General features: G+C 50.0%; 18 protein-coding genes and 2 riboswitches. Of the genes, 5 read left to right on the top strand and 13 right to left on the bottom strand.

The genetic code is table 11. The features are described 5' to 3' along the window. Positions 1-241: 241 nt before the first annotated feature. Together AF331_RS19130 and AF331_RS22040 are read left to right on the top strand one after the other, a co-directional pair. A complete protein-coding gene (locus AF331_RS19130) occupies positions 242-901 on the top strand; it encodes an LPXTG cell wall anchor domain-containing protein (protein ID WP_053429611.1) in 660 nt (219 codons plus the stop codon). A gap of 315 nt (positions 902-1,216) precedes the next feature. Further along, positions 1,217-1,339: riboswitch (cyclic di-GMP riboswitch) on the top strand. Between the two features lie 31 nt (positions 1,340-1,370). Then, positions 1,371-1,523, top strand: coding sequence for an anti-repressor SinI family protein (locus AF331_RS22040; RefSeq protein ID WP_082347059.1), 153 nt, complete (start codon positions 1,371-1,373; stop codon positions 1,521-1,523). A gap of 49 nt (positions 1,524-1,572) precedes the next feature. On the opposite strand, the gene AF331_RS19125 is transcribed toward AF331_RS22040, so the two are convergent. Further along, positions 1,573-1,893, bottom strand: a complete 321-nt coding sequence (locus tag AF331_RS19125) for a helix-turn-helix domain-containing protein (protein ID WP_053429610.1) — start codon at positions 1,891-1,893, stop codon at positions 1,573-1,575. Positions 1,894-1,990: 97 nt separating this feature from the next. Next, positions 1,991-2,431 carry a YwpF-like family protein gene (locus AF331_RS19120; protein WP_053429609.1) on the bottom strand — a complete coding sequence of 147 codons (441 nt, stop codon included), beginning with the start codon at positions 2,429-2,431 and terminating at the stop codon, positions 1,991-1,993. A gap of 260 nt (positions 2,432-2,691) precedes the next feature. On the opposite strand from AF331_RS19120, the gene AF331_RS19115 reads away from it, so the two are divergent. Together AF331_RS19115 and AF331_RS22600 are read left to right on the top strand one after the other, a co-directional pair. Continuing rightward, positions 2,692-3,054, top strand: coding sequence for a single-stranded DNA-binding protein (locus AF331_RS19115; RefSeq protein WP_048004891.1), 363 nt, complete (start codon positions 2,692-2,694; stop codon positions 3,052-3,054). An 18-nt stretch (positions 3,055-3,072) separates the two neighbouring features. Next, positions 3,073-3,237, top strand: coding sequence for a hypothetical protein (locus AF331_RS22600; protein WP_156450683.1), 165 nt, complete (start codon positions 3,073-3,075; stop codon positions 3,235-3,237). A gap of 188 nt (positions 3,238-3,425) precedes the next feature. Here the strand turns inward: AF331_RS22600 and AF331_RS19110 are convergent, their stop codons facing one another. From AF331_RS19110 to AF331_RS23065, 6 genes are all read right to left on the bottom strand, one after another. Then, positions 3,426-6,245 (bottom strand): DEAD/DEAH box helicase, encoded by a 2,820-nt coding sequence (locus AF331_RS19110; RefSeq protein ID WP_053429608.1) that lies wholly within the window; start codon positions 6,243-6,245, stop codon positions 3,426-3,428. Next, a complete protein-coding gene (locus AF331_RS19105; RefSeq protein WP_053429607.1) occupies positions 6,238-7,863 on the bottom strand; it encodes an SWIM zinc finger family protein in 1,626 nt (541 codons plus the stop codon). Before AF331_RS19105 ends, AF331_RS19110 begins: the two co-directional genes overlap by 8 nt. 102 nt (positions 7,864-7,965) lie before the next feature. Further along, positions 7,966-9,543, bottom strand: coding sequence for an alkaline phosphatase (locus tag AF331_RS19100; RefSeq protein ID WP_053429606.1), 1,578 nt, complete (start codon positions 9,541-9,543; stop codon positions 7,966-7,968). Positions 9,544-9,917: 374 nt separating this feature from the next. Beyond that, on the bottom strand, positions 9,918-11,141 hold the full coding sequence (locus AF331_RS19090) for an efflux RND transporter periplasmic adaptor subunit (RefSeq protein ID WP_053429604.1): 1,224 nt from the start codon (positions 11,139-11,141) through the stop codon (positions 9,918-9,920). Positions 11,142-11,153: 12 nt separating this feature from the next. Further along, positions 11,154-11,819, bottom strand: coding sequence for a hypothetical protein (locus AF331_RS19085; protein ID WP_053429603.1), 666 nt, complete (start codon positions 11,817-11,819; stop codon positions 11,154-11,156). 166 nt (positions 11,820-11,985) lie between these two features. Next, positions 11,986-12,114: a hypothetical protein gene (locus tag AF331_RS23065; RefSeq protein ID WP_268787280.1), complete on the bottom strand. Its 129-nt coding sequence runs from the start codon at positions 12,112-12,114 to the stop codon at positions 11,986-11,988. A gap of 15 nt (positions 12,115-12,129) precedes the next feature. Further along, a riboswitch (cyclic di-GMP riboswitch) is annotated at positions 12,130-12,204 on the bottom strand. Positions 12,205-12,467: 263 nt separating this feature from the next. Between AF331_RS23065 and AF331_RS22595 the strand changes: the two genes are divergently transcribed. After that, positions 12,468-12,617 (top strand): hypothetical protein, encoded by a 150-nt coding sequence (locus tag AF331_RS22595; RefSeq protein ID WP_160316588.1) that lies wholly within the window; start codon positions 12,468-12,470, stop codon positions 12,615-12,617. A gap of 157 nt (positions 12,618-12,774) precedes the next feature. Here AF331_RS22595 and argH read toward each other — a convergent pair whose 3' ends face one another. The 5 genes from argH to AF331_RS19060 are packed head-to-tail and all read right to left on the bottom strand — an operon-like array spanning position 12,775 to position 19,380. Further along, positions 12,775-14,256, bottom strand: a complete 1,482-nt coding sequence (argH, locus tag AF331_RS19080; protein WP_053429602.1) for an argininosuccinate lyase — start codon at positions 14,254-14,256, stop codon at positions 12,775-12,777. A 12-nt stretch (positions 14,257-14,268) separates the two neighbouring features. Further along, complete coding sequence (locus AF331_RS19075; protein ID WP_053429601.1) at positions 14,269-15,960, bottom strand: ABC transporter permease; 1,692 nt, start codon at positions 15,958-15,960, stop codon at positions 14,269-14,271. Continuing rightward, complete coding sequence (locus AF331_RS19070) at positions 15,957-17,066, bottom strand: ABC transporter ATP-binding protein (protein ID WP_053429600.1); 1,110 nt, start codon at positions 17,064-17,066, stop codon at positions 15,957-15,959. The genes AF331_RS19075 and AF331_RS19070 overlap by 4 nt, the downstream gene beginning before the upstream one ends. A 15-nt stretch (positions 17,067-17,081) precedes the next feature. After that, on the bottom strand, positions 17,082-18,164 hold the full coding sequence (locus AF331_RS19065) for an extracellular solute-binding protein (protein WP_053429599.1): 1,083 nt from the start codon (positions 18,162-18,164) through the stop codon (positions 17,082-17,084). 16 nt (positions 18,165-18,180) lie between these two features. Continuing rightward, on the bottom strand, positions 18,181-19,380 hold the full coding sequence (locus tag AF331_RS19060; RefSeq protein WP_053429598.1) for an ROK family transcriptional regulator: 1,200 nt from the start codon (positions 19,378-19,380) through the stop codon (positions 18,181-18,183). Between the last annotated feature and the right edge of the window lie 408 nt (positions 19,381-19,788).

Genomic DNA, 19,788 nt, shown 5'->3' with positions numbered 1-19,788 from the left:
TCTCCTTTTTGATCGAGTGATTTCATTATAATGAACAGAATTTCTTTTATAAAGTACAAAACATTCAGAAAACGAGAGGCGGAATGAGGATAAGGGAGAAACGGATGGAATATATATCCTAAATCGCTTCATATGATGTTTTGAGAGGTTTCCTTTAAACCGTATACTAAAGATAGGTGTTCATTAAAACGAACAATATGTTTGATAGAGATTACATTTGAGATATAAAGGAATGAACATGATGAAGCATCGGATGCTCTCTTATATTCTTTTTCCCCTCCTGTTCGGTTTCTTTTCTCTCTCGACGGCTCATGGGGAAGGTCCAGGGATGACGATTGAGCCTAACGGACCCTATCTGTTCGATATCAAGAATGCCAAACCCGGAGATTGGGTCGAACGTTCGCTTACCGTGCATAACGAAGGCGATGAAGACCTTGCTTACACTCTTACTGTGAGAAATCTATCGGAGACGGATATTCTATACAACGAATTGGATATGACGCTGCTTCGTGGCAACACCATCCTGTTCGATGGGAAATTGAAGGATGCATCTTCCTTCAAAGCAAGGGAGCTTGCGAAGGGCTCAGGAGATGAACTGCTCCTCATCGTTAAAATGCCCTATGAGCTTGGCAACGAGTTCCAGGGAACCGTGGCACGATTCGAGATCCAGGTTCAGGCCTCCTCCTTATTAACTCCTGACAAGGGAGTGAAGGATGTTGAGGGGACGAACGGTGGGAAGGTGATCCCTGCGGGAGGCGGCCCCTCACCGACAGGTTTCCTGCCGAACACGGGAACGGATCTTTATCGCTGGCTGTTGATCGGCGGCCTCCTTATGACGACGGGGATCATCGTCCTGTCATGTAACGTCCTGATGAAACGAAAATCTGAAAGTACGGGGTGAAGGGAATGTTCAAAAAAGATTGCAGCCGATGTATGCGTCCATCTTTCAGCAGTGCCGAGAGCGGGGAGTGGATCTGTCCAGCGTGCGGATATGACCTGACGGCACTTCCGGTCAAACCTCCTGTAAGTTTCAGGGAGATTTCTCAGACCGCTGATTCGACAAGGAAAAACAATAGAATCAAGAATTTTCTGAATAGTGTGTAATAATTGGTTATTATGATGGAATTTAGGGTAAAGAATTTTTACTGAGCCGACAAAATCCAACATCTTCTTCCGCAGATGAGGATTATAATGGAATTAAATCCACAGTCAGGTAATCAGATAAAGGCAAACCTGCTGAAAGGCAGGGACGCAAAGTCACAGGTCTAAGGTTGGACATATGCGCAATGATTCCCGTCAGCAGGAGCGTATCGAACACTAGGATGGCTGGATTGCCTGAAATACAGTCATGTATTTTGGGAGGAGATTAAATGGGCAATCGTGAATTGGATCAAGAATGGGTAGAGTTGATGAAAGAGGCAAAAACAGCCGGGATAACGCTGAGGGAGGTCAAGGAATTTCTTGAAGAACCACAAACAGAGCGTTCGCATAAAAAGTATGAGAGCATCGGATCAGTCCTCTGAAGAGTCCTTCCGATGGAAAAAGTCTTGAGAATAGATGATTCTCAAGACTTTATTTTTGTCCAAGCTTCCATTTATTGAATTCGATGAATTCCCGAAATTGATCTTTGGTGATACCGGAATCCATGGCTTCTTCGGTGATTTTCATCCATTCATAGTCCAGTGGTGTTTCTTCCGGAGCATCATGGAGAAGGGCATCCATGGAAATTCCTAGTGCTGCCGATACTTTTTCAAGGAATTGAACGGACGGATTCTGTTGAAGGTTTCGCTCAATGGAGCTTAGATAGGACTTGGCGACGCCTGCCCGGTCAGCCAGCTCCGTCATGGACATCTTTTTTTCCGTACGGTATTTCTTTACTCGTTCTCCGATCAATGAGCTCACCTGCCTGAGGATTTTCGTTCTCGTTGTTATTAGTATAGCAAAATACAGAGAAAGGCTCTATTTGTTTTTACATAATTGTGTATGTTTATCATGTACCGGCCTTTGAGCTGGCAGGAATCCGCGGTTTTTCCACCATTTTATCCCTGAATGCCTGCAAGAGTTCTTCCCCGGACATCCCTTTTTGAATCAAGTCGTCCAACAGGAGTTCGGCGTATTCATTCTTCTGCTTTTTCAACTTTCCTTCAAACATGATGCTGATGTTCGCACCGAGCTCTTTGATGCATCGGATCGACGTCATGAAAGCGGCAGGATCATTTCCTTTATGGGAGATCACCACCTGGATCTCAAGGTCTTCGCTTTTTTGTTGGGCCTCTTGGAAGAATTCAATATGATCATTGGTCAGGAGGGTTTCTACGAGCCATGTTTTCTTGCCATCTTCTTTATTGATGATCAGTCCATCCACGATATCAAAATCCACGAGTTCGTCGTTTTGAACTACCTGCAGTGAAACCACCTTGAATGTTTTCATCACCGAACCTCCTTAAGGGTTTTTAAAAATTATATCATATGAAGGGGCGCACCCCTAGTTCAATTCGCCAACGAGAAAAATCACGATAGAGGTGAATTTTGCATTTTCAAGGTGGATTTCACCGGGAAAAAGGAAGTTTCCCTAGGAGAAACTCCTGTTATTCTCTTTAATGCCCCTATGAATTTGATAAATTGACGATTTTACAAGTGTGCAGGGAGGGGCTATGATGATAACAATTTCAGAAGAAAGGAGTTAAAAACGTGATCAATCAAGTGACGCTTGTTGGCAGGCTGACGAAGGACCCCGAGTCCAGAAAAACCCTTGAAGGAAAATCGGTCCTCAATGTGACCGTGGCCGTGAACCGGCAATTCAAGAATCAGCAGGGGCAGATCGATACGGATTTTGTCCTCTGCACGCTGTGGAACAGGGCAGCGGATAATACGGAGAAATACTGCCGGAAGGGGTCCGTCATCGGAGTGACTGGAAGGATCCAGACGAGATCCTATGAAAATGAAACGGGAAAGCGCACGTATGTGACGGAAGTGGTAGCCGAGAACGTCCGTTTCCTCGACAGCAAGCCTCCCGAAGAAACGAGGAAGGAAGCGATCGAGATCCCATTTTGATGAAGAGGAGAAGAAGGTATGAAAGAGTTGGAAACACGAATCGATCGCTTGGAGCAATTGAACGAAGACCTCATCAAGAAAGTGGCCCGCACCAATGTAGAGAACTTTTATCTATCCCAGCGGATCACCGCCCTTGAACAGGGCTATGAATACGCAGGCCCTTCCTTGATCCCCTCATCCTAAGAATCCCCAATACATCCTTTTACTTATCACCAACCTTTACGCTTGAACCTCGCAACACCAACCTCTGTAAAGCTTCTTATATAGAATCAATGAACCCCTCGATTTCCCCTACTATGGACCGGTCTTCCACGAAGGCCGGATTTTTTATGCGCAAAACAGGCCATCCGGTGTTTCCGGATGGCCTGATGTTATTCCAATACGAGCAGGGACTGGAGATCCTGATCGGAGAGCTCCGTGACCCACTGGTCGCTACGGATGATTTCATCGTTGAGCGCTTGCTTTTTCGTAAGCATGGCATCGATCTTTTCTTCGAGGGTTCCGGAAGCAACAAGCTTGTGGACGTGTACGAATCGTTTTTGCCCGATCCGGTAAGCCCTGTCTGTCGCCTGATTCTCGACTGCCGGGTTCCACCAGCGGTCATAGTGGACCACATGGTTGGCGGCGGTCAGGTTCAACCCGGTGCCTCCTGCTTTCAAGGACAGAAGGAAGACGGGGAATTCCCCGTTCTGGAAGCGGTCGACGAGTTCGTCCCGTTTGGCTTTCGCCATGCTGCCGTTAAGGAAAGGCGCGTCGACATTAAATTCTTCTTTCATCATGTCCTGGATCATTTCCCCCATGGAGATATACTGGGTGAAGATAAGGCATGCTTCTCCTGAATCGAGTGCCGTTTCCACAATGCTCCTCAACTTCTGCATCTTCTCCGAACGGCTCAGGATCGACTTGGGATCCGGCTCTTTCAGATAGAGGGCAGGGTGGTTGCACAACTGCTTGAGCTGATTGAGCATCTGCAGGATCAACCCTTTGCGCTCGAAGCCGCTCAGGGTTTCCACTTTGGCCAGGGTATCCTTGACGAGCTGCTCATATAGGGCCGCCTGTTCAGCCGTGAGGGCGCAGTATTCCTTCTGCTCGAGCTTTTCAGGGAGATTGAGCTCGACCTCTGGATCCTTCTTCGTCCGTCTGAGGAGGAACGGTTTGATCTTGGCTTGCAGGGCTTTGACCCTTTCTTCGTCTTCATCCTTTTCAATCGGGGCAATATAGTGCTTCTGGTAATAGGTGAATCCACCAAGATACCCCTGATTGAGGAAGTCGAAGATCGCCCACAGCTCCGACAGGCGGTTCTCCATCGGCGTGCCGGTCAGGGCGATATGATGATTCCCTTTAAGCTTCCGGATGGCACGGGACTGTTTCGTGTTGGAGTTTTTGATGTTCTGGGCTTCATCCAGTGAGATGGAGCTCCAGGTCACCTCTGATAGCTCCTCGAAATCCAGATGGGACAGGCCGTACGAGGTAAGGAGCACATCGACTCCTTCAATGGCCTTTTGAAACTCTTCGCCTTTTGCCCGGACCTGCCCGTAATGGAGCCGTACATTCAAGGATGGGGCGAATTTCTCCAGTTCGCGCTGCCAGTTCCCAAGGACCGATGTAGGCGCGATGATCAGTGCAGGTGAATCTGCCTTTTCATGCTCCTTCACATGAAGGAGGTAGGTGATGAGCTGTACGGTCTTCCCGAGTCCCATATCATCGGCAAGACAGGCACCGAACCCGAATTTCCTCAGGAAGAGCATCCAGCTCATCCCGAGCTCCTGGTAAGGCCGGAGCTCACCGATGAAGTCATCGGGCGTAGGTGTGATCGGGATGGTGGATACGTTCGTCAGCTGATGGATCATCTTCTTCATGGAACGGTTCAGTTCTAGCTGGATGCGGGCATATTTTGTCCCGTCTTCATCTTCCCCTTCTTCGGTCATGCCGCCTTCGCCATCATCAGGGACAAGCTCCTGCTCGAGCATATCCTGGATCGAGATTCCTTCTTCCTTCGCCTTGGTCATCATCTGCTGGATGCGCCGGATCATGGCGGGATCAAGCTTCATCCACTGTCCACGGATCTTGACGAGGCGGCGCTGGTCTTCGACGAGCTGGTTGAAATCCTCTTCAGACAGATTGACCCCGTTCATGGACAGACGCCAGTCGAAGTCGAGCATGGCATTCAGTCCCACGAAGGACGGACGATAGGTCGTATCGGTATTCTTCAATTTTGCTTTCACGAGAACCTGTGCATCCTTCATCGCTTCCCACCAGGACGGAAGGAGGATCTCGATATTCAGATCGATTAGCTTCTCACTGAGGATCGATAGGAAGTCCCAGGCATCGTGTTCACCGAGGCTCGTGCGGAGCTTCCCGTCTTCATCCTTCATGATTGGGAGCATATTCCCCCAGCGCTCCTGTTCGGCGCTGACTTCCTTCAGATGAGGCTTCCAAGTGGCGGGTACCGTATCCTCCAACAGGGAAATCACGCGGCTGGTCCGCTTTTTGTCACGGAGGATCGTTTCGAGCTCCCAAGTGTCTTCTTCATCCAGAGGCTCTGTGATGCGGAGGCCGATGGTGAAGGGGAGGTCCTGTTCTTCGCCGCTGACCCACTCGCTCCAGCGTTGCTCGTCGAAATAGGCGGCAAGCTCTTCGGGCGTCAGGGTGCTTTCCTTCAGCTTCCGGATCCGCTTCATGGCACCCGACCCTCCGGCGTTCATGGCGTCCTGTAGGGAGGTTTGGAACCACGAATCCGTCAGTTTCTTCACGTTCCTGCCATCTGGAAGGGTTTCGTCCCAGAATTCGCTGTTGAAATTATCCCAGACTTCATCGGGAACGTGGAACTGGAGCCCCTGCTCCTGCCATTCATCGAAGCGTGGAAGCCATTTTCCCGCTTCAATTGCTCCGAGGAGGACGGGTGCGACGGAAAGATAGGCTTGCCCAGATTCATTCCAGTCCCAGCTTACAAGGGAGCTGAATCGCTCACCTGCCAATAAGGTGAGGAAATCCCAGTGCCCTGCAGATACACTCATCCCATCTTCCTCGATGAGGGTGCCATAGTAGCTCTCTTCATGCCAGAGGAAAAGCTGGCCCTTCCATTCGGCCGGGTGGATCCATTCCCCGTTTTCATTCTGTGCGGTCAGTACAAAGCGGTCGCCATATTCAGATGGTTCGACATTGATCTTGACGGAAGACAATTTAAGCATCGATTAACTTACCCTTTCTGCATTCTTCTTGGAAAGCCCGGAGGCGTTTATATCGCTCTAGGATATAGGACAGGAATTGGTCCCATTTATCCGTCTGCTTCAGCTTCCGGTAGATGGTCCGGATCTTTTTCATGTAGCGGACCGCTTGCCTGTAGCTATCACGGTTCTTCTGCTCGATCGAGTTCATGACCCCGCTGAAATAAAGGGGGAGGGCGAGCTCAGGCTGTTCCTTCGTGAGATCCTTCAGCCCCATCCCTTCCATTTCAGGAATGCTATAGTTCATATAACGCTGCAGCTCCACCCATTCCTTGTACTCCTTCACATTGATGAGATATTCATTGTAATGGAAGAAGCTATATGGAAGCATGGCAAGGAGAAGTTCCTTGACGAGTAGCGGATCTTTTTCCGTGAGCCAGTCCATGGGCATGATGCGGATGAACCAGCGGACGAAACGGGACGCTTCGAACTGATCGAGGTATCCGACATGTTCCGGCAGGCGCTCAAGGAGGTGCCTGACAAGGAAAAGTCCCGCTTCGTACCGTCTGCCGGTGAAGAACTTTCGCAGCCAGAATTCAGAGAACGAAACCAGTTCACTTCCTAGTCCCTTTGCCACTCCATCGGCTTTGTCGAATTCTTCAAGCATCAGATAGTGGTGCAGGAGGGCAAGATGACCGAACGTTTCAAGGTCTTCACCCGACTCAGAGATCCGTTTGATTTCCTCCTGCCTCCAAGCCTTCTGTTTGAAGAGGAAGTACCAGAGGAAACGATACACTTCGGCCTTGATCAAGGTGCTGTTTTTGGTTGAGTCACTGAGCCAGACGGTTTTTTCCTTCAGGAACGCAATGAATGGGTCGAAGCTGAACGGCATGGCATGCACAGACATCTTCTCCAATGCATCCTCCATTTCACCAAGGAGATAATCATACATGCTGTATTGCTCCGTACCGGCCTTCACGCCTTTTTCCTGAAGGAAGCGGTCGAGATGGATCGTCAGATAGAGCGTGGCATACAGCTTGTAGAGCGGCTTCCATTCCCGTTCGAAGGGGGACTCTTTCATGAAACGCTTCATGATATTCTGTACGAGCACATCCATGATATAAGGCTGTCTCTGCAGAAGCTCAAAGTCATCCGGCTTCAGGAGGGTATGGAAGTAGTCCCACCATTCTTCAGGGGTACTCCCCCGTGTTTTCCGTTCTTTGAGAAGGTCGCTTGCTTTCTTCAAGCCCCCGTGCTTCTTCATCAGGTCTTCGAGTCCGGCGGTTGTATCGGGTTTACCGCTCCGCCAGTTGCCGACCCACTCGCTGACGCTGCCCGTCTTATTCAATAAGAACAAAAATACGGCCAGCTGATGGCGGCAGAACACGTCCTGAGGGCAAGAACAGGAAGAGATGAGGGGGAAGGTGAAGTTCAGCTCCACGGAAACAGGCGTCACATCCTGGACCTGGGCCGTCACTTCTTCATCGCGCACCTTCACCTGTGAGACCGAATTCTGCCTGAAGAGCATGAGCCCTTTGGAAACGATATTACGGTCCGCTTCACGTTTAGGGTCAAGGACTTCCTCGAGGGATTCGCTCACGTGATAAAGTTGTTCCTTCAGTTCCTCAATACGAATCGACATCAGCTAACCTCTCCAATCTATAAAATCGCATTCTTTTATTATAACGCAAATCGGGAGCGAAGAGGAGGGAAGAGGGGCCGCTGTATTTTTTGTCGAAGTACCCTACATGGAATCCAAGTGAATATAGAAGGTCTTCCCGTTGAAAACCGTGACGCTTTTCAATGGGATTTTGTCATTATTCGACATATAGTAGTTCTTGTTTTCAGGGAATCGGAGGATCGTTTTCCCTTTCTTGGCCACCATTTCGGGGTTGGCTGTCCCTGTTTTCAACGTGACCTCGTATCCCTGTTTTTCAAGGGAGTCTCTTCCATCTGCATACCAGGAGCGATAGGTGCCCAGGGAAAAGCCGAGGAAGTCAGCCATGATCCCGGGGAGATCGGTGTTCTCATGTAGTCCCGAAGGCTTACCGGGACCGAATGCATAAAGGAAGACATCTTCCCCTGTATGTCCATGGGTGGTGAATCCGAGTCCGGCTTTTTGTGAGAGGGAGGAGGTCATCTGTGCTTTCAATTCCTTCTTGGAAGGGCTCCAGCGGCATGATTGAGAGTCCAGGCCGTATGCATCGAGGGCATCCTTGGCGTCTTTTCCTTCAAGAAGGGAGGCAGCGCCTTCGACCGTGAGCCTCGCTTTCTTTAGAGGGTCGATGAAGCGACTCACGGACTGATGCTTATACGATCCATCTAGATCAGTGTTTCCGATTGTAAGCCCGCTGTTGCCGTGGTCGGTCACGGCGACGACCATCGTGTTCCCGTCTTTTTTGGCAAATGACAAGGCCTCGCCGACGGCACGGTCGAAGCTCAGGATTTCACTGATCATGCCCACGGGATCATGTTGATGAGCGGCCCAATCGACCTTGCTTCCTTCAATCATGAGGAAGAAGCCTTTCTTTTCCTTGGACAGATGGGAGATGGCTGTCCGGGTCATCTCCCTCAGGGTAGGCTCATCCGGCTTCAGCTCGCTCCGGTCCAGATCATAGGAAAGGTCCTCTGAAGCAAACGCTCCCCATAGCTTTCCGGCAGACGGCTCCAAGAGCAGTTCCTTCCTCGTGTCTACATAGGCATATCCGGCGCCGCGAAGGGGTTTTTTCAAATCCTCTCCATCCTTGCGGGTGACTTCGTCGGTCTTCAGCATACCGTCATCCTGGGGATGATTCTTTTTCTTCGGTGCAAGCCAGGAGGAACCTCCTCCAAGGACAACATCGATATCCTGATATACCTGCTGTTCGCCGATGGAGCTGAACTCCTCCCGTGTGATGGCATGGGAAGTAAAGGCGGCGGGTGTGGCATGTTGAACGGGGGAGGTGGCGACGATCCCTGTTGCATATCCGTTCAGCTTAGCGGCTTCGAGTACCGTGATGAGTGGGCGGCCTTCGGGGTCCATGCCGATGTAATCGGCTTTTGTCTTCACCCCTGTCGCCATGGCCGTCCCGGCTGCGGCAGAGTCCGTGATGGCCGATTCGGCGGAGTAGGTCCTCACCCCGCCCGTGAGGATGCCATCCAGGTGGAGAGGTGACCCCTTATACCATCGTGAAAGGGTGACGGCATTTGAATTCGTGCCATCCATGATCATGAAGATGACATTCTTTTTGGGGGCAGCGGCATGAAGGCACGCAGTGGGCGCCGTGAATGCCAGAAGGACAAGGGGAAGCAGGATGCAGGCGATCTTTTTCAATCCGTTCATAGTAGACGTCTCCTTTGTTCATCGTTGATCTTAGTATGAGCAAAGGATGGGCTGATAATGAGGGATAAAAAAGAGGCTAGGTCAAAAACTAAAAAGGACCATTTCATGTCGAACACGATCCGTATAGGTTCTTTATACCCCTCATGATTTCCGTGCAAGACTTCGCTTTCTGGAGGTAGCCCGTGAGCCTCCTCGGCAAGCGGGTCTCCCATCAGCCACTCTTCCCATAGGAGTCTTCGTCTTGCACTCCAATCAACCGCTGGAAAATAGCCATAAAAAAAAGTGAAAACCCGAATTCATCAGCCTGATCATAGGCAAGTGAATTCGGGTTTTACAATGACTGAAACACGTTTGTACCAGTCTCTCGAGTCAATCTATTTTCGCTCCAGTATCCCTAGCATCAGGTTTGTGTATACATCGGCACGGTCAAGGGTCTTGAAATCACGGATTTTCAGCCTGCGCCAATCAAGGGCGGTGATGAACCTCTCCTGATCTTTCAGGGATGCAATCTCGTCGGGCTCCTCTACGTACATTTCTCCGGCTTTCACACCCGCCGTGATGGCCTGTCGTCCGTCGACTTCAAGTCCCGTCTCGATCTTGCGCTTTTTGACGGTGCCATTTTTCGTCATCATCCAGAGGTATGCCTGGTCATCCACCTTCTCAATGGCAGAGACAGGGACCGTCACGGCATCCTTCGCTTCCTCCATGATGATGGAGAGGGACACGTGCTGCCCAGGTCTCCACTGGGCTTCCTGCACTTGTACCTCAGCAGGATAAAGGCTTTCGGTCTTCAGATGGGGATCGGCTTTTGGGAGACGGTCCACTTTGGTGATGACCCCATCAAGGGATTTCTTCCCGTCATGCTTCACCCGGACATTCAGGTTTTCGTCCACCTCATCGACTTCTTGCTCCGTCAGATCGGTCGTCACAACAGTGGAATCCGAAGCGATCGTGACGAGGGGATTCTGGATTTCGTGTGACAGGCTTTTGACCGTCCCGCTCACGCTGCTCTCTACAGTAAGGGTCGTCTCATATGAATCAATAGCGGCTATTTGTTTTTCGAGGCTCTTGATCTGGCTCTCCAGTTGATCGGCTTCAAGCTGTTTAGAAACCATTTCCCTCTTGATATCATACTCTGATTGTAAGGCCCCTGCTTCGATGGGAGCATCTTTTTCATCGGAGGAGGGGGATGGAAGGGAAGAGACCAGCTTGGATAGTTCGCTGATGGAGTCTTCCACGTTGGAAGCATCTTCTTCCAGCTTCTCCACTTCGGATTTCAGCACGTCGCGTTGCTGAAGCTGATCGGAAACTTCATATTCATATAGCGGTGTCCCGGATTTGATCTGTTCCCCTTCTTTTACAAGGAACTTCTTGAAGGTGGCAGACTCGTCATTGAAGTAGAGATACTGATCCTCTTCAGGAATGACCACTCCAGGCTTGTAGAGCATGTCCCTGAGGGTTTCCTGACGGCTTAGTTCCCAGTGGTTGATGCGGACTTCCCGGTCGACCCGGCTGTCGGCTTTTTCAATCAGATATGTATTCACGCCTACGAAAACGAGGCTCACGGTTACGATGCTGTAGCGTATAAGTTTCTTCATCATTCATCACCTTTAAATTAACGTTGAAAGATCAAGATAAGCAAGCAGGGCATTCAATGCCCAGAAAAGCACGTTGACCAATACGATCAAAAGCCAGACGAGCCAGTTCTTCTGGCGGGTCAAATATTTGATCCCCCGGTATTGGAGGTAGATCATCCACATCTTGAATAGTGAGATGGCGCCAAGCAGGTATACCACATAGGACTTCGATGTGATGGCCTGGGCGATGACCCCGAGTGAAAGGGGAGAGGAATACCATTCAATAGAGAAGAATAAGGAGAGCGGCACGAATGTAAGCTTCTCCAGGAGCAGGATCAAAAGCGTCAATCCCTGCACCATCACAATCTTGCGGTATTCACCGTGATCGGAGATCGTCCAAAACACCAGGGATGAGAAGAAAAGGATCAAAGCGGCGTAAAGAAGACCCGCAATCAAACGTCCAAAGAAGAACATGGTCTTTTCCAGTTCATACTCCAAAGGGGTAAGGGAAGTCGCTTCTTTGGCTAGCGAATCCATCCCGATCCCGAAGAATGCCACAAATCCGAAAACCAGTGCGGAAAGGACAAATAGCCAGGTCATCTTCTTTGCGAAACGCGGCACGATCTCGGTTTCACCGAGGCGGTAAAAAAAGGTGGATGGGGACTTGAGCCCCTGAATGAGCTTTGCTTCTGTGTGCATAGACAAGTAGCCTCCAACATAGTGATAATCCTTCTCTTATTCTATCGAAATTTCTGAAATATTACCATAAATTGTCGAAGGCATTTGGTGAAGAGTGGACTATTGGACCAGAATGTAGGGTAAGGAACAGAGGGCAAATAAAAAAAGTGCCCGTTGAGGACACCTTTTACATGTTGTATGCAAGAACAGTGGTCCCTGCAATGATGGCGATGGTGAAGATGAAAAGGGTAGCGTACATGAGCTTCTTTTTGGCCCTTTTCCTTAAAATCATTTCTTCAGGTGTTAAAAACGACATTACAATCCCTCCTGATTTGGCAGCTGGCTGGCATGGTTAGCCCCTATAGCTTTGCGTCATCACCTTTCGATGATTTTGCTATGAGTCAAATCGACACATCTTCAATATCGGCTGTTTACCGTAAACTGTAATAGTATTTTAGAACTATTTTTCGACACTATTTTTAACTATCTAAAATGATATAACATTTCGACAATATTCGCCAATCTTTTTAAGGATCAGACTGTAAATAAAGCAGAAGTATGTGTTTTTTGTGTAAATATGTTAAAAAATCTATCAAATGATACAGTATTTTGGTAGCATGTGGTTATTAGGTTTTCGGGAAATGACAAAAAAGGAAGGTGGGAAATCGAATGGAGAATAAATCCAGGGAACATGTTCTTTCTGTTTTGCAGAAGGCATTCGACAAAGGCAAGCAGGGGGACATGGATACGACGAAAATGATTCAGTGGCTTGAGCAGGAGCTTCAATCGGGGATCAATTACCGGGGGAAAACACTATAAGAGGGGAAACTGGATTCTAATTCGGTCCTCCTTTCGTTTAGGTGCCCCTTGAAGAAGATGGGGTTTAGAACATTATATATGGAATCACAGGACATTTTCCAATCATAATGCTCCATAAAAAAGCTGAACGACGTGGAAGTCGTTCAGCGGCGTATAATCATAACACAAACGCATGGAGGGCATCATGCGTCTCTTCGACGAGCGCTCTTTTCTCAGCCCATGCATTTCTGCATTCTTTCATTTTCTCCAAGCGATCTCCAATCATCCTTCCCACCTCCGTAGCATTCGGACCTCCACGGACCGAGCGGATCTCCACGAAGTAATCAGGTGAAATGACCTTCTGCCAATCCTTCTCCGACAATTGGATCTCATCGATCAGGTTGTTGATGTCGGCAACCTTCCATTCATAAAGTTCTTTTCTTTCCGCAACCGAACGTTTAGCGATGGTGCTTGCGATGCCATGTGCTTTCCTGAATGGGACTCCGTAATCCCGGGAGAGGGTGTCGGCAAGCTCCGTGATGGTGATGCTCGATTTCTTCGCCATGGATTTGGCATGCTCCTTGTCCACAGAGATGGTGGCAATGACGGCGTACATGAGCTTCAATACCCGATTGGCATTATGGAAGGCACGGTAGAGATGGGGCTGGAGATCATCTTCGGTGTCCACGATGTCACCGAACGGCGTGTTGTGAATCATATTGACAGCGGCAAGGGCATCCCCGTAGGCGCTGCTTGCTATCGATCGTGAATGTTCGATGGAAACGGGATTACGCTTCTGGGGCATGATGCTGCTGATCTGGACATATGGATCTGCCACCTTGAACGTCCCGAATTCCCTTGTGACATGCTGGAGGAAGTCCTGGATCCACCTGCCTGTATTCACCATGCAGGTCATGAGGGCGGTCCCTGTCTCGAGGAGATAATCGGCTCCGCCAATCGCATCATAGGAATTCTCCACGAGCCCTTCAAAACCCAAAAGCTCCGCAACGCGCTCCCGATTGATAGGGAAGCCCGTAGTCGTCAGGGCTGCAGCGCCCATGGGAGAACGGTTCACTGTAGCGTAGGCGGCTTTCAGCCGGGTGATGTCACGTTGGAGCACATCATGGACGGCAAGGAGGTAATGACCCAGAGTGGTAGGCTGGGCAGGCTGGGTGTGGGTGTACGCCGTCATGACCGTGTCCTTGTGGGAAGCCGCCTGGCGGAGAAGGATATCTCCTAGATCCATGGCGGCATCGATCGTCTGTAGGAGATGCCCGCGGAGGACGAGTCGGTACATGGCCACCCCCATATCATTCCGGCTCCTTGCGATATGGAGCTTCCCTGCAAGTTCGCTCCCGATCTCTTCTCCGATCTTTGCCTCCATCATAAAGAATAGATCTTCAAACTGCGGCTCGTAGGACAGGCTTCCGATATCGGTTTTGGAGACGGCATCGATGCCCTTCAGCATCGATGCAGCGTCTTCTTTCGGGATGATGCCCTGCTCCATGAGCATGATACAGTGTGCCCGGTGGATATCGAACATCACATGGAACAGATAGTCCCGTTGATCATTGAAAACGGGCTTCAACAATTCCTCTACATACGTTTTTCCCGGAAACGCATCCCCCTCATTCTCGATGAATTCTTGTATATTCCTCATTTTGTTCCACTCCTAGGATAAAGATTTCTCTGCTTTTACTCCGAATACCTTATTCGAGATCAAGAGGACAACGGCAATCAAGGTGATCTGAATCATCCCGTAGGCTGCCGCCTGACCCATGTTGAACATGCGTAGCTGATTCATGATTTCAATGGATATGGGCCGGTTGGAAATTGTGTACAACAATACCGATGTCGGGAATTCCCCTACGGATTCGACAAAGGCGAGCAATGTCCCCGCAAGGACGCCGGGCATGATGATGGGAAGGATCACTTTGCGGAACGTGTAGAACCATTTTGCCCCTAGGCTCCTCGCTGCCTCTTCGATGGAATCATCGAGCTGTTCCAGTGCGGCATTCGTGGAGCGCACCACAAGCGGGATATGTCTGACGAAATAGGCAAGGGGCAGGATCCAAAACGTCCCGACCAGGATGTTTCCAAACGAGAAAATAGAAGGTTCATTGAATGCAAAGATCAAGTTCATCCCGATGACCGTTGCCGGCAGCGCCCAGGGGATCATGACAAGGACATCGACGAATCCCTTCCCTACGAATCTCCGCTTCACGAGAAGGTAGGAAGTCAGGACCCCGAAAACCAGATTCCCCGCCGTGGCAATAAATGATAGAATCAAGCTGTTTTTCAGCGGCTTGAAGATATTGGGGTCTTCGAATAGGAGCCGGTAGTTTTCGACGTTGAATACGGACGGGTAGGTCTGCCAGGTCCACGTACCATCAGGCACAAGGGAGAGAAGAAGGATTGTGAAATGAGGGAGCAGCAGGATGAGGACCCCGATGATCCCCGTCGCCACCAGCATCCACTTCATGAACGGATTCTTCACTTCGCTCCGGTGAGCGCCGATCCCCTTCGAGGCCATACGGTAGTCCTTGCGGTTCTGGTACCACCTCATGAACAGGAGGAAGCTGATCGAAACGATGGACAGAATGACAGACTGAGTTGCTGCAACCTCCATATCACCATTGATTTTAGAGAAATAGATTTGCAGGCTGAGCACCCTGAATCCTCCTGCAAGAAGGAAAGGGGCACTGAATGAGGCCATGGAAATCATGAACACCAGTAGGGAGGCGGCCACAATGGCAGGTGTGAGCAACGGGAAGGTGACCTTCCAGAACACGCTGAATCGACCGGCTCCCAGATTATGGGCTGCTTCCTCGAGGGACGGATCGATTTTATTGATAGCCGCAGACACGGTCATATAAAAGTACACATACATCGTATAGGCATGGACGATGAGAATGCCGGAGACGCCTCCAATCTTGAACGGAACTTCATCAAGATGGAACAAATCCTTGATGGCATTCGGGACAAGACCGGTTTCCCCGTAAAGGAACATGAATGCCATGACCCCGACGAGGGAAGGAAGGACGATGGGCATGATGGCTGCCGTCGAGAAGAACCCCCGGCCGGGAAAGTCATACCGATTGAAGATGAAGGCAAGGGGCACCCCGATGATGGCACTGGCAAGGACGCTCAATAGGGAAATGTACACGGAATTCCATAATGCCTCCAGATTCGTCTTGGATTCCTGGGTGAAGAAATCCTCGTAGTTCCCGAGACCGACTCCTTCTTTTGTGTTCATGCTCTCTAGGAATGTCCGGAGCGACGGGTAGAGAACATAAGCGATCAAGACGAGCAGGACTGGTATGAGCAGCCATAGGGTGAGACGATGATCGCGGTTCTTCATCATGAGGGATCACCGCTCACCATGGGAATCACCCGGATACGTTCCTTCGGCAGTTCGACGAAAACCGGGGAGCCCACATGCAACGAGCGTGACACTTCGCCATTCAGCGTGTGCACGCGGATGGGTTGGTTGTCCACTTGGACCATCACGTTGATAACGGAGCCGAAGAAGTGGATCTCCTTGATGACGCCTGGGAATACGTTCTCATCCTCGCTTCGTGAAGAGTCAACAAGATTGATCGCTTCAGGACGGATCGCTAAAGCAGTGCCTTGCCCGTCTGTACCGGTCTTGGCGATATTATGCTGGCGCACTGCAACGGGGCGGGGGAGGGCCCCGTTCAGCACCGTTGCGTGTGCCAGCCCCCCTTCACGCTCCTCGATGGAGGCAGGCAATAGGTTGATTTCCCCTATGAAACTGGCTACAAAATCGTTTGCAGGCTCATTATAGATTTCGGCAGGCGTTCCTACCTGATGACAGACACCGTAATTAAAGACGGCGATCCGGTCGCTCATGGAAAGGGCCTCCGCCTGATCATGGGTAACATAGATGGTCGTGATGTTGTACTCTTTCTGCAACCGGAGGATCTCGCTCCGCATCTCGTCCCTGAGTTTCGCATCCAGGTTACTGAGGGGTTCATCGAGGAGGAGGATCTCAGGCTCGATGACGAGGGCACGGGCGAGGGCGACCCGTTGCTGCTGGCCTCCGCTGAGCTGGCTGACCTGGCGCTCGGCATATTGGTCTAGCCGGACTTTCTCCAATACATTCTTCACCCGTGCCTTCACTTCCTTGATGTTCAGCTTTCGGACCCTGAGGCCGAATGCCACGTTCTCGAAGACCGTCATATGAGGGAACAGGGCATAGTTTTGGAAAACCATGCCCGTATTCCGCTTTTCAGGTGGCACCCGCGTCATATCTTTGTCCCCGAATCGAACGACCCCTTTGGTAGGATAGTAGAATCCCGCGATCATTCTCAAGGTTGTCGTTTTCCCGCAGCCACTCGGTCCGAGGAAGGTGAAGAACTCTCCATCCTTGATGGCGAGGTCCAGGTGATCGACTGCTGTGACTTTTCCGAAGGTTTTTTGGACGCTATCTATTTGTATGGACGCCATTTTCGCTTACACATCCTATTCTTTGATTTCTTTGTCCCCGTTTTTAATGTTTTCATCCCAATGCTTCATCCATTCATCGCTGTTTTCCTGGAATACCTTCCAATCGATATCCATGCTTTTGATTTCGGTGTCGGTGATCCATGAAGGAAGTCCTTCTACGTCGTCCCGGGTCGGGATACGGTAGAATTCTTCAGCCAACAGCTTAGCGGCTTCCGGTGTGTTGACGAATTCATAGAAGGCTTCAGCTGCTTTCGGATGGGGAGCATCTTTGACGAGGGCGATCCCTTCAGTCAATACAGGTGTCCCACTTTCTGGAATGATGAATTCAAATGGGTAATTTTTGTTTTCCTTCAGCATGACGACATCCGGCATGGCCCAGACGGAGATGGTCCCTTCGCCTTTGGCCACCTTGTTGTACATCATTTCAGGGTTGGCTGAGTATTCCTTCGTATTGGCATCCAGCTTCTCGAGCCACTCATAGCCTTTGGCCGGATCGTTGGAATCTTTGAAGTCGCGATAGATCATGGCAGAGAAGATCGTCCTCATGGTTCCAGAGGCGAGCGGGTAGCGGATGATGATTTCATCCTTCCATTTGGAATCAAGGAGTTCATCCCAATCCTTCGGTGCTTCATCAGCAGAGACCTTCTTACTGTTGTACATGATCACTTCAGGCGTCTGGCTTGTGCCGGACCAGTTCCAGTCTGGATCATGGAAGCCGTCTGCCAAACTGTCTGCATATGTCGGTTCATAGGGTGTCAACAGTCCTTCATCCTTGGCTTGGTCGAAGTTCGTTGATGGGGCACCCCACCATACATCGGCTTGAGGATTATTCTTTTCAGAGCGTACCCGGTCAAGGATCTCCTGGGAGCCCATATCCAGCCATTCCACGTCGATGTTGTATTTTTCCTCGAACTGCTGCTCGAACTTCGAGAGGATATCTTTCCCGTGAGGTGAGTAGACGACGATCTTATCCTCGAAGTCCTTGCCCTCTTTATTTTCGCTTCCTGAACCTTTTTCTGATCCGCCGCATGCGGAAAGGACAAGCATCGCTGACATTGATAACACCGCAAAAGCCGATTGTTTCTTCTTTGATCCCATCATTCATTCCCCCTGATCATAATAAGTGGCCCGTGCCTTCATGCTCTCGTAGGAATAAAGAAACGGCCCCGATCACACCTGCATTCGACCCTAATTCAGACACTTTCAGCTCGATTGGAATGGGAAGATATTCATTGACCATCCGCTCAAGCTTCGGCAAGATATAATCTGCCGATTTCAAGACACCACCCCCTAAAATGATGACCTCGGGATTCAAAACACTTGCAGCATTGATGATGCCGTACCCCAGTTGCGTAATGGCATCATTCACGATCGACATGGCAACGGCATCGCCTTCAGAGGCGTACCGAAAGGCCAGTTCACCGGACAGTTCACCTGTCATGGCGGCTTGGTATGCAGGATGGACAGGGTCGAGGACGACAGAACGGGTGAATGTTGCCCCGATCGCCTTTCCTCCGGCCACACTCTCGAGATAGCCATACCGATGGAAGATTGGCTGGAAGTCACCCTCGAAGTCGCGTCTGTCCGTCACCATATAGCCCATTTCTCCTGAAGCGTGGGCGCCCCCTCGGTACAACCGGTCATGGATGATGATTCCGCTGCCGATCCCGGTTCCCACAGCGATGAAAAGCACATGCCGTTTATTCCGGGCATTTCCGATCCACTGTTCCCCCAGGACAGCTACATTCACGTCGTTTTCCACGTAAACGGGGAAGGGGAAATGGCGCTCGGCTTCTGATTGGATGGGATAGCGGACCCAGTCGAGGCTAGGGGCATCGATGACCACTCCGTTCTTCGTGATTCCAGGTACGCCGATACCCATGCCGAGGACATTCGTCACATCGATTCCTTCAGCAGATAACATGGAGGAGACATCCCTCGATAGTTGTTCAAATAAACCGGTTCTAAGGTGGCTGGCGGTAGAAAAGCTCTTGGTGTGGAGGATGGTGCCATTAAGGTCTGAGAGGATGGTTTTGACTTTCGTGCCGCTGATGTCTGTCCCGATCACGTAGGCTGCCCGCTCGTTGAAGTATAAGTGGATGGGCTTTCTTCCTCCCTGGGAAGAGGACGGTCCGATTCCCTTTTCATACACTTTGTTTTCCTGAAGGAGCTCATCGACGAGAAGGGAGACGGTCGGTTTACTGAGATGGATTTTTGCGGCGATATCGGCTCTGGAGATGGGGGATTCTTGCTGAATGCAGTGCAATACTCGTTTTTTGTTGATCACTTTCGACTGCTGCACACGTTGATTCATTGCATCACGGCTTTCGTATTTTGTTAGTGAACCTAACTAATCAACTAAAAATATACAGTAGTTCCGTTTTTCTTACAATTAATATTTTTATTATTCAGAATAAACAGACGAAAAAACATACTTTGTACCCATTGGATAGAAATCGTTGAAAACCCCGCCATATCAACACGTAAAGTTGTTTACCGAGCTACTGGGATGGAGTATGGTCCGCAACGACTTTGTCGAATTTTTCCTCCTTATGACATGTAAGCGCTTTATATATCAGGTCAATGACCCATTTACAGGAAATATATGCCTGTGCTACTAATGAAAAGAACGGGAAAAACGACCTTCAGTTCGTTAAAAAGATAAACAAACTAATCGCAAGGAGGGGTGCAGTTCGAACACGGTAATCCAATTTGAGAGGAG

Origin of the sequence: Rossellomorea marisflavi (assembly GCF_001274775.1) — a bacterium.
GTDB classification, from domain to species: Bacteria; Bacillota; Bacilli; order Bacillales; family Bacillaceae_B; genus Rossellomorea; species Rossellomorea marisflavi.
This window is presented reverse-complemented; position numbering and strand designations above follow the sequence as displayed.